13 protein-coding genes (1 of these 13 cut by a window edge) are annotated in these 10,000 nt (G+C 70.6%); 4 read left to right on the forward strand and 9 right to left on the reverse strand.

What is annotated here, in order from left to right; genetic code table 11:
* On the reverse strand, positions 1 to 1,046 hold a 1,046-nt coding region (locus tag Mterra_RS14265), incomplete at its 3' end, for a VanW family protein (RefSeq protein ID WP_245971638.1).
* 247 nt (positions 1,047 to 1,293) lie between these two features.
* Between Mterra_RS14265 and Mterra_RS14270 the strand changes: the two genes are divergently transcribed.
* Positions 1,294 to 1,989, forward strand: a complete 696-nt coding sequence (locus Mterra_RS14270; RefSeq protein ID WP_119315786.1) for an FAD-dependent oxidoreductase — start codon at positions 1,294 to 1,296, stop codon at positions 1,987 to 1,989.
* On the opposite strand, the gene Mterra_RS14275 is transcribed toward Mterra_RS14270, so the two are convergent.
* From Mterra_RS14275 to Mterra_RS14310, 8 genes are all read right to left on the reverse strand, one after another.
* Positions 1,942 to 2,919 carry an A/G-specific adenine glycosylase gene (locus tag Mterra_RS14275; RefSeq protein ID WP_119315787.1) on the reverse strand — a complete coding sequence of 326 codons (978 nt, stop codon included), beginning with the start codon at positions 2,917 to 2,919 and terminating at the stop codon, positions 1,942 to 1,944. The genes Mterra_RS14270 and Mterra_RS14275 overlap by 48 nt on opposite strands.
* 34 nt (positions 2,920 to 2,953) lie before the next feature.
* On the reverse strand, positions 2,954 to 3,352 hold the full coding sequence (locus Mterra_RS14280) for a CoA-binding protein (protein WP_119315788.1): 399 nt from the start codon (positions 3,350 to 3,352) through the stop codon (positions 2,954 to 2,956).
* A complete protein-coding gene (locus Mterra_RS14285) occupies positions 3,349 to 3,909 on the reverse strand; it encodes an ankyrin repeat domain-containing protein (RefSeq protein WP_119315789.1) in 561 nt (186 codons plus the stop codon). The genes Mterra_RS14280 and Mterra_RS14285 overlap by 4 nt, the downstream gene beginning before the upstream one ends.
* Before the next feature lie 59 nt (positions 3,910 to 3,968).
* Positions 3,969 to 4,499, reverse strand: coding sequence for a LuxR family transcriptional regulator (locus Mterra_RS14290; RefSeq protein ID WP_119315790.1), 531 nt, complete (start codon positions 4,497 to 4,499; stop codon positions 3,969 to 3,971).
* 30 nt (positions 4,500 to 4,529) lie between these two features.
* Entirely contained in the window at positions 4,530 to 5,243 is a 714-nt protein-coding gene (locus Mterra_RS14295; RefSeq protein ID WP_119315791.1) for a hypothetical protein, read from the reverse strand.
* A gap of 46 nt (positions 5,244 to 5,289) precedes the next feature.
* The gene (locus Mterra_RS14300) at positions 5,290 to 6,126 is read right to left on the reverse strand and encodes a metallophosphoesterase family protein (RefSeq protein WP_119315792.1); all 837 of its coding nucleotides are present in this window, start codon (positions 6,124 to 6,126) and stop codon (positions 5,290 to 5,292) included.
* A 3-nt stretch (positions 6,127 to 6,129) separates the two neighbouring features.
* Entirely contained in the window at positions 6,130 to 6,747 is a 618-nt protein-coding gene (locus Mterra_RS14305; RefSeq protein WP_119315793.1) for an MBL fold metallo-hydrolase, read from the reverse strand.
* A gap of 80 nt (positions 6,748 to 6,827) precedes the next feature.
* Positions 6,828 to 7,067: an FmdB family zinc ribbon protein gene (locus Mterra_RS14310; protein WP_119315794.1), complete on the reverse strand. Its 240-nt coding sequence runs from the start codon at positions 7,065 to 7,067 to the stop codon at positions 6,828 to 6,830.
* Positions 7,068 to 7,558: 491 nt separating this feature from the next.
* On the opposite strand from Mterra_RS14310, the gene rpsL reads away from it, so the two are divergent.
* The 3 genes in view from rpsL to fusA are tightly spaced (at most 11 nt apart) and all read left to right on the forward strand, a layout consistent with a single transcriptional unit that may run on beyond the window.
* Positions 7,559 to 7,966: a 30S ribosomal protein S12 gene (gene rpsL, locus Mterra_RS14315; RefSeq protein ID WP_027892133.1), complete on the forward strand. Its 408-nt coding sequence runs from the start codon at positions 7,559 to 7,561 to the stop codon at positions 7,964 to 7,966.
* Between the two features lie 11 nt (positions 7,967 to 7,977).
* A complete protein-coding gene (gene rpsG / locus Mterra_RS14320; RefSeq protein WP_027892134.1) occupies positions 7,978 to 8,448 on the forward strand; it encodes a 30S ribosomal protein S7 in 471 nt (156 codons plus the stop codon).
* Between the two features lie 2 nt (positions 8,449 to 8,450).
* Positions 8,451 to 10,000: the 5' portion of an elongation factor G gene (gene fusA, locus Mterra_RS14325; protein WP_119315795.1), read on the forward strand. 544 nt of this gene lie beyond the right edge of the window; the window shows 1,550 of its 2,094 coding nt (coding positions 1–1,550); its start codon is at positions 8,451 to 8,453; the stop codon falls past the right edge of the window.

The following is a 10,000-nucleotide window of genomic DNA, read 5'->3' on the forward strand; positions in this document are numbered from 1 at the left end:
GCCCAAGGGCGGTACTGGCTGAACAGCGAGTCCTTGACGACCCGCCCGTCGTCGAAGGTGACGGTGCGGTGCACCGTGACCTGCGCCCCGGGGGCCGAGAAGTCGATCTGCTTGCGCTGGCCGTAGCGCAGCGACGCGTCCACGATGAAGCGGGTGGGCGGGGCGGGGATGACGTTGCGCACGAGCGGCTTGGTCCAGGTGGTGTCGCGGTCTTTGGTGCCGAAGAAGCGGTAGGTGGCGCGGTAGCCGCGCACCTGGGTCTGGATGAGGATGTAGCCCGGGGTGTCGTTCTTGAACTTGAGGTCCTGGGTGGGGTAGTACACGGCGGCGTCGAGGCCGGTGGGGCTGTAGTAGCTCACCTGGTAGCTGTGGGGGCGGCGCTCGAGGATGGGCAGCCCGGCGAAGTAGGCCGCGCGGAAGAGCGTGGTCGAGGTCTGGCAGACCCCGCCCCCCACCCCGGTCTCGGTCTTGTCGCCCACGATCACGTAGGCCTCGCGGAAGCCGGTGCGGAAGGAGATCTCGCCCACCGTCTGCAGGTAGGAGAAGGTGGTGTCCGGCGGGATGAGCACCCCGTCGAGCTTGGCCGAGGCGTGGGCGATGTTGTAGATCCTCGAGGGGATCGAGCCGTAGAAGGTGGTGGTGGCCTCGGAGATCAGCTCGCGCACCCCCAGGGTGTGCCAGTAGACCACGCCGCGGCTCGAGCGCTCGTACGCTACGGGCAGCCGGAACTCCTTCTTGCCCTCCCGCAGGGCCTCGAGGTAAGCGTTCTTGGCGTTCTGCGGCCCGAAGGCGTAGCCCGGCCGCTCGACGGCGACCCAGCCCCGGTCCTTCGTGAAGACCCACTTCGCCGGGGTCGGGGGCCGGCTGAGCTTCTGGATCAGCCCCTCGATCTCGCCCACCCCGCCCACCTTGTAGCGCTGCACGCCCGTATAGGTCTTGAGTTCACCCCGCTCAATGGTCCATTCCTGCGTCACCAATAACGCGTCCGGCCCCGCCAGCGCCACCGGACTCAACGACATCAACGCACCGAGCAATACACGTCGCATGAGCCCAGTCTAGCGGCAGGACCCGAAGCAGACACTGTGAAAATGCACTAAAGCGGCCGGCGGGTGTCGAGGGGCTAGTGGCTCGTGGCTCGTGGCGTGTGGTGGACCCCTCCCCGCCGGCGCCGAGGGTCCAGGGTCCAGGGCCGAGGCGTTTGGCGTTTTGCGTACGACGTAGGACGTACGACGTACGACCCGCGCCCCGCGTTCGGCTATCGGCTATCGGCTATCGACATGTATCGTATCCCCGATGGAATACCAGGTCCTCATCGTCGGTGCCGGCTTCGCCGGTTCGGAGGCCGCCTACGCCCTGGCCCGCCGGGGGGTGCGGGTGGGCCTGCTGACCCAGAGCCTGGACACGGTCTACCTGCCCTTCACGCCCCTCGAGGAGCCCGCTCCCGAGGGCAGCCTGATGGCCGAGGTGGGGGCGGCGGGCACGAAGGGCTGGGAACTGCACGCGCGGGCGAAGTACCGCCTCGAGGCCCAGCCCCACCTCCACCTCTTCCAGTCCTCGGCCACCCGGCTCCTGCTCGAGGGCCCCAGGGTGGTGGGGGTGGAGACGTGGGAAGGCCCCAAGCGGCGGGCCGAGCGGGTGGTGCTGGCGCTGGGCAGCTTCCTCGAGCCCCGGCTCGCCATCGGCGGGGTGGTCGAGGAGGCCGGGCGGCTGTCGGAGGCGGCCTACCCCGACCTCTACCACGACCTGTGCGCCCGGGGGTTCGCCTTCGCCGAGCAGGAGGCCGAGGTCCCCGCGCAGGGCGGTACGCCGGGTTACAGCGTGCGCTACAAGCACTTCGCGCCGGGGGAGTGGGACCCCCAGACCTTCCGGCTGGGGCGGCTCGAGGGCCTCTACGGCCTGGGACTGTGCGTGCTGGGGCAGGGCACGTACGCCCGGATGGCCTCAGAGGGCCTGCGCCTGGCGCAGGATCTTGCGGTCGAGCTGGGATAGCGGCTTGCTGGCGGGGTCGTGGCCCGGCCCCTCCCAGGCGCTGTGGTAGACCCGCACCTCCAGCTTGCGGTGGCTGAAGGCGTGCCGGACGGTGCCCACGGGCTCGGGCGGGGCGATGGGCGTGCCGTGGTCGGCGGCCAGGCGCTCGAGCAGCGGCCCCAGCGCCTCCCCTTCGGCCATCGGGACGCCCCACAGCCCGCCCAGCACCCGGCCCCGCCGGGGCTCCAGCAGCACCCCCCGCGCCCCTCGCAGGACCACGGCTACCGCCGTCACCGCCTTTTGCCGCCGGGCCTTGGGGGCGGGATAGCACTCCGGCGCGCCCTTGCCCTGGCACCAGCGGGCCACCGGGCAGGCCGGGCAGGCCGGTCTGCGGGGCGTGCAGACCGTGGCCCCGAGTTCCATCACCGCCTGGTTCCAGTCGCCGGGGTGCTCGGCGCTCAGCAGTTGGTCGGCCCTGGCCTGAAGCTGGGCCAGGGTGGGGTTCTCCCAGGCCATCAGCCGGCTGATCACCCGGCGCACGTTGCCGTCCACCGCCGCCACCGGCTCGCCGAAGGCGATGGAGGCCACGGCGGCGGCGGTGTAGGGGCCCAGGCCGGGCAGTTCGCGCAGCCGGGCGTAGCTCGCGGGGAGGTCCGGCCGGGGCTGCGCCGCGACCGCCTGGGCCAGCTTGTGCAGGTTGCGGGCGCGGGCGTAGTAGCCGGCCCCCTGCCACGCGTGCAGCACCTCCTCGAGCTGTGCCCCGGCCAGCGCCCGCAGGTCGGGGAAGCGCTCGAGGAAGCGGCGGTAGTAGGGGACGGCCTGCCCCACCCGGGTCTGCTGCAGCAGCACCTCGGAGAGCAGGATGCGGTAGGGGTCGCGCTCGGCGCGCCAGGGGAGGGCGCGGCGGTGGGCGCGGTACCACTCGAGCAGGTCGTGCTGGAAGGGGGTCAAGGTCGTTCCTCGAGCCGGGGCGTCATAGGCGGGGCTAGCGCACCAGGGCGCGGTGCACCGTCATTAAGCAGCGGTCCTGCACCACCGCGATCCCGGCCTGCTCGAGGCGCGCCGCGAAGTCGCGGTTGCGGATGCCCGACTGCAGCCACACCAGCTTGGGGCGTAGCGCGAGGACGGCCTCCAGGTGCTCCATCAGCGCCTCGCTGCGGCGGAACACGTCGAGGATGTCCACGGGCACCGTGAGCTGCTCGAGCCCGGCCAGCACCGTCTGCCCGAAGAGCTCCTGCCCGGCGAACTGGGGGTTGACCGGCAGGACCGTGTACCCCGCCCGCTGCAGGTAGGCCGGGACGAAGTGGGCGGGGCGGTAGGGGTCGGGGTGGGCGCCCAGCACGGCGACGGTGCGGGCCTCGCGCAGGAATGGCTCGAGGTTCATCCCCGCGCCTCGAGCAGGGCGACCATCTCGCCGTCGCCGCGCTCCAAGGCCAGGTCGCGCGCGGACTTGCCCTGGAAGTTCTTCCAGTTGGGGTCGGGCCGGGTGAACTCCAGCAGCCAGCCCGCCAGGCGGTAGTGGCCGCGCTGAACGGCGTGGGCCAGGGCCATGCTGCTGCCCTCGGTGGCCCCGGCCTCGTAGAGCAGCCGGGCCAGCTCCACGTTGCCGCTGTGCGCGGCGTGGGGCAGCAGCGGGATGCGGTGGGCCCCGTGGCTTAGGGCCAGGCCGGGGTCGGCCTCGAGCATCGCCCGCACCGCCTCGAGCCGCCCCAGCATGGCGGCGGTGCAGATGTCGAGCGGGGCCCCCTGCCCCAGCAGGTACTCGGCGATGGCGGCGTTGCCCACGTGAGCCGCCCCCTGCAGGGCGGTCTCGGTGTCGCCCTCCCGCCAGACGTGGGCCCGGTTGAGCAACTCCGGCGCCTCGGCCAGCATGCGCCGGACCTTCTCCAGGTCGCCGTGCCCGGCGATCACGAACTCGCGAACCAGCTCAGGACTTGGCACGGCTCCACTCTACGCCCTGGCGGCCGGGGGCATTGGGTGGCCGGGCGCTATCGCGCGCTTCACTCGAGCGCCGGCGGCGCGCCCAGGTAGTGCAGGATGGCCTGGGAGCGGTTCTCGGCCCCCATCTTCTGCCGCAGGCTCAGCACCCAGTGCGAGACGGTCTTGGGCTCGATGTTCAGCGCCTGCGCGATCTCCTTGTCGCTCCAGCCCCGCGTCAGCAGGCGCAGCACCTGGCGTTCGCGGGGGGTGAGGCGCTGGCCGCCGGGGAGGGCAGGCGGGCGCAGGGTCTGGCCCTCGGCGGCCAGGCGCAGGGCCTGCTCGAGCTGCGGAGCCTCCATCGGCTCGGTCAGCAGCGCGGCGGGGGCGTGCTCGATGAGGTCGTGGAGGTAATACGGCGACTCCGAGGCGGTCGCGACCACCACGGGGGGCTCGAGCAGGGGCAAGAGCTCGAGCGCCGAGCCCACCGGGTAGTCGAGCAGCAGCGTCACCGGCCGGGGCAGCTCGAGGCGGGCGGTCATCTGCCGGACGGCCTCCCGCACCCAGCCCGAGCGGCAGTGCACCTGGACGACGCCTTTGGACAAACCCGACATGCCCCCTCCCCGGACCTGCTCGCCCTCATTCTAGCGGCTGGTGTTCCAGGCCATCAGGCTCATGCCCCCCAGCCAGAACAGCCCGTAGAGGGCCTGGTTGAGCAGGTTGAGGTTGCTGCCGTAGTCCTGGTCCCCCGCGAACAGCGCCACCACCCGCGCGGCGCCCACCAGCACCAGCGCCCAGACCACGTTGCGCAGGGCCTGCTTGATGCGGTCGTTGATCATGCCCCGCACCTCGAGCAACAACAGCAGGGTCAGGAAGAAGGGCACGAAGTAGTAGACCGGCTGGACGGGGGTGGGGAGCTCGAGGCGGGTCACGGCCGCCGTCAGCACGCCCGCGCCCCCCGCCGCCAGGGCGCTCACCCGCAGCGCCGAGCCCCGGCGGTGCAGCCCCAGCCGCTCGACGGCCCAGGGCAGGCCGGCCCCGGCCACCCCGAAGACGGCCGTGCCGCTCAGGAAGAGCGGGTCGAGCGAGGCCCGCACGCCGAAGAGCCAGTGGTAGGTCAGGGCCAGGTCGCCCAGGGCCAGGACCGCCAGGCCCAGGGCCAGCCCCTGCAGGACCAGCGCCAGGCCCTGGGGCATCCGCCGGGCCATGCTGTAGAGCCCCTGCGCCGCCAGGAGGTTGGCGATGGCGGTCCCCAGCGGCAGCATCCCGTGGACCGCGACCAGCCCTGCCAGCCACACCCCCCAGGCGACCAGCAGGATGGGGCCGCTGACCGCGCGGGGGAGGGTCCGGCCGATCACGGGACCAGCCTAGCAGAGGCGGCGCGGGGGGCGCGAGTCGGTAGTTTTACCCAGAGCGGGCGAAGCGCTCGGGGTTGGCCCGGCGGTAGGCCGCCCAGGCGTCGCGGTCGAGGGGGCGCTTCTCGGCCTCGGCCCACAGCCAGAAGGGCACCAGCATCGAGCGGGCGTTCTGGGTCTCGCAGTAGAAGATCTCGGCCGACAGGCCCCCCTCCTCCAGCATCCCCGACTCGCGGAAGGCTTTGAGGGTGGCCTCGAGGTCGTAGGGCACCTGGCGGAAGTGGGGCACGAGGGCCCCGGCCTCGGCCTCGAGCACCAGGTACTGCGCGCGCACGTCGCCGTTGAAGGGGGCCCCCACCGCCCCGGTGTTCCACACCAACGCGCCGTCGTGCCGGCGCACGTAGGGCCGGTGGGTGTGCGAGCCCACCAGGTAGCGCGCGGGGTACTCGCGCAGGATCTCGCCCAGCGCCTGTTCGCTCAGCCGCTCGTCGTAGCCCTCGCGGTAGTGGCGGGGCGAGCCGTGGGTGACGCGCAGGCCCAGCTCCTCCAGGTGCACCTGGTAGGGGAGGGCGGCGAGCCAGTCGAGGTGGGGCTGGGGGAGGGTGTGCGCCGTCCAGCGGGTGGCGGCGAAGAAGGGGTCGTCGAAGAGCAGCCGGAGCGAGTCGTGCCCGGCGCGCCACTTCACCACCAGGTCGTCGTGGTTGCCCAGGGTGAAGCGGTAGGGCAGCTCCCACAGCCGCTCGACCACCGCCCGGTTCTGCGGCCCGCGGTTGATGAGGTCCCCGTTGACCACCACGACCTCCGGCCGCACCTCCTCGAGGTCGGCCAGCACCGCCTCGAGCGCCGGGAGGTTGCCGTGGATGTCGGAGAGGACGGCGATGCGCATGGCTCAGCCCTGCTGCAGGTAGGGGTTGGAGCGGGCTTCGGCCTCCAGGGTGGTGGCCGGGCCGTGCCCGGGGTGGACCACGGTCTGCGGGGGCAGGGTCAGCAGCCGCTGGAGGGAGGCGAAGAGGTCGTGGGGGTCGGAGAGGGGCAGGTCGTAGCGGCCGATGCCGCCCCTGAAGAGCACGTCGCCGCTGACGAGCTGGCCGTGGCCGTAGAAGCCCACGTGGCCGGGCGCGTGGCCGGGGAGGTGCAGCACCTCCAGGCCCAGGCCGAAGTCGAGCCGCTGGCCCTCCTCGAGCCAGCCCGAGGGCTCGGGGGGCTGGGGCAACTCCATCCCCCAGCGCTGCCCGCTCTCGCGGGTGCGCTGGTAGAGGGGCAGGTCGGCGCGGTGCAGGTAGACCGGCAGCCCCAGCGTTGCCACCAGCGGGGCCACCGCCCCCACGTGGTCGAAGTGGGCGTGGGTGAGCAGGATGGCCTCGGGCTTCAGCCCCACCCGCTCCACCTCAGCCAGGATGCGCCCGGCCTCGTCGCCGGGGTCCACGATCACCCCGCGCCCGCCCTCCCCGACGAGCAGGTAGGTGTTCTCCTGGAGGGGGCCGACCGTGAGGCTATAGATCTTCATCGGCTCTAGCCTACTATCGAACGGCCCCCCACGAAAAAGGCGTTCCTCACAGGGAACGCCTCCGGGGAGCGGGGTGGGTCTCAGTCGGCGGCCTGGGAGCTGGGCTCGCTCTTGCCCTCGCCCTTGCCCGCGGCCGAGGACGCGCTCTTGCTGTCCTTGACGTACCAGCCCGAGCCTTTGAAGATCACGGCCGGGGCGCTGATGACGCGCTTGATCGGCTCGCCCGTCTCGGGGTGGTGGGTGTAGGCCGCGTCGCTGAAGCGCTGCTCGAACTCGTACCGGTTGCCGGTTTCCAGACCCTCATAGACGTACACGGGCATGGTGTGCTTCCTCCCAGAGCGTTCGGGCGGGCCTGCCCTCGCAGGCAGTGGGCCTTCCCTAGCAACAATCATCAAGTATATTGACAGAACAACGCTCAGACTGTCAATCACCCCCGCCTCTCCCGCGGGGAAGCCGGTAGGCGCGGCAAACGGGCTCCCGGGGCCACTTTGTGAACGGAGGGGCTAACCGGCGTGACCGGGCTACAGGACTGCGATTTCACCCCCTTGCATAAGTCCCTTGGGCCCTGTATACTCACGAGGTTGCGTTGCCTCGAGACTAGCCCCTAGGCTCGAGGTCACATCGGTTGCGCCGGGCGGAAGCTTGGCCACAGCGATTCTTGAGAATCCAGGGGCGAACCCAGGGCTGCTCCAGCTCGGCTCGCCTCTCGCCTAGGACCCCGCACCGAGCGCAACCTGCGTCAAGACGCAGAAACCCCAGCGCCGAGGTGCGGGGTTGAGCTTTGGGCCGCACGGCCCGCACTTAGAAAGGAGTGGTTACACTGCCAACCATCAACCAACTGCTTCGCAAGGGCCGGGCTCCGGTCGCCAAGAAGAGCAAAGTGCCCGCCCTCAAGGGCAGCCCCTTCCGCCGGGGCGTCTGCACCGTGGTGCGCACCGTCACCCCCAAGAAGCCCAACTCGGCGCTGCGCAAGGTGGCTAAGGTGCGCCTGAGCAGCCTCTACGAGGTCACGGCCTACATCCCCGGCGAGGGCCACAACCTGCAGGAGCACAGCGTCGTGCTCATCCGCGGGGGCCGTGTGAAGGACCTGCCGGGCGTGCGCTACCACATCGTGCGCGGCACCTACGACACCCAGGGCGTCAAAGACCGCAAGAAGAGCCGCAGCAAGTACGGCGCCAAGCGACCCAAGGCCGACGCCAAGGGCGGCGCTAAGAAGTAAGGGGGAGAAGGATGTCCCGCAGAAGACAAGCTGAAGTACGGCAGCTCGAGCCCGACCTGGTCTACGGCGACGTGGTGGTCTCGGCCTTCATCAACCGCATCATGCGCGAAGGCAAGAAGAACCTCGCCGCCCGCATCTTCTACGACGCCTGCAAGATCATCCAGGAGAAGAGCGGACAGGAGCCCCTCAAGGTCTTCCGGGCCGCCGTGGACAACGTGCGTCCCCGGGTCGAGGTGCGCAGCCGCCGCGTGGGCGGGGCCAACTACCAAGTCCCCGTGGAGGTCTCCCCCCGCCGCCAGCAGACCCTGGCCCTGCGCTGGATCACCGCCGCCGCCGAGGGGCGCAGCGAGCGCACCGCCGCCGCCCGCTTCGCGGCCGAGCTGCTGGACGCCGCCGAGAACAAGGGTGGGGCCATCAAGAAGAAGGAAGACGTCGAGCGCATGGCCGAGGCCAACCGCGCTTACGCCCACTACCGGTGGTAATTATGTCTGCTAAGGTTGAGAACGCCCTCAAGCTGACCCGCAACATCGGGATTGCCGCGCACATCGACGCCGGTAAGACCACCACCACCGAGCGCATCCTCTACTACACCGGCCGCATCCACAAGATCGGCGAGGTGCACGAGGGTGCCGCCACGATGGACTGGATGGAGCAGGAGAAGGAGCGCGGCATCACCATCACCGCCGCGGTCACCACCGCCAACTGGAAGCACCAGAAGACCGGGGTCGAGCACCGCATCAACATCATCGACACCCCCGGCCACGTGGACTTCACCATCGAGGTCGAGCGCTCCATGCGCGTGCTCGACGGCGCGGTGGCGGTGTTCGACGCCTCGCAGGGCGTGGAACCCCAGTCCGAGACCGTCTGGCGCCAGGCCGACAAGTACGGCGTGCCCCGCGTCGCCTTCGCCAACAAGATGGACAAGACGGGCGCCGACTTGTGGCTGGTGGTCAACACCATGAAGGAGCGCCTGGGCGCTCGCCCGGTGGTGATGCAGCTGCCCATCGGCCGTGAGGACACCTTCAGCGGCATCATCGACGTGCTGCGCCAGAAGGCCTACACCTACGGCAACGACATCGGCACCGACATCCGCGAGGTCGAGATCCCCGCCGAGTACGCCGAGCAGGCCAAGGAGTACTACGAGAAGCTCGTCGAGGCCGCCGCCGACTTCGACGAGGAAGTGATGATGAAGTTCCTCGAGGGCGAGGCGGTGAGCGAGGAGGCGCTCGTCGCCGCCATCCGCAAGGGCACCATCGCCCAGGCCATCTTCCCGGTCTTCCTCGGCTCCTCGCTCAAGAACAAGGGCGTGCAGCTCCTGCTCGACGCCGTGGTCGACTACCTCCCCTCGCCCCTCGACATCCCCCCCATCAAGGGCCGCACCGAGAACGGCGAGGAGGTCGAGCGCCCCGCCGACCCCAACGGGCCGCTGGCGGCGCTGGCCTTCAAGATCATGGCCGACCCCTACGTGGGCCGCCTGACCTTCATCCGCGTCTACTCCGGCACCATCAAGTCGGGCTCCTACGTCATGAACACCACCAAGGGCCGTAAGGAGCGCGTCGCCCGCCTGCTGCAGATGCACGCCAACAACCGCCAGGAGGTCGAGGAGCTGCGCGCGGGCGAGCTGGGCGCGGTGGTGGGCCTGAAGGAGACCATCACCGGCGACAGCCTGGTGGGCGACGGCGACGAGGCGGTGATCCTCGAGTCCATCGAGATCCCCGAGCCCGTGATCGACCTAGCCATCGAACCCAAGACCAAGGCCGACCAGGACAAGCTCGCCGTGGGCCTCTCGCGCCTGAGCGAGGAGGACCCCACCTTCCGCGTCTCCACCGACCCCGAGACCGGCCAGACCATCATCTCGGGCATGGGCGAGCTGCACCTGGAGATCATCGTTGACCGCCTCAAGCGCGAGTTCAAGGTAGACGCCAACGTGGGCAAGCCCCAGGTGGCCTACCGCGAGACCATCACCCGCGCCGTAGACGTCGAGGGCAAGTTCGTGCGCCAGTCGGGCGGTCGCGGCCAGTACGGCCACGTCAA

This window comes from Calidithermus terrae (assembly GCF_003574345.1).
Taxonomy (GTDB): domain Bacteria; phylum Deinococcota; class Deinococci; order Deinococcales; family Thermaceae; genus Calidithermus; species Calidithermus chliarophilus.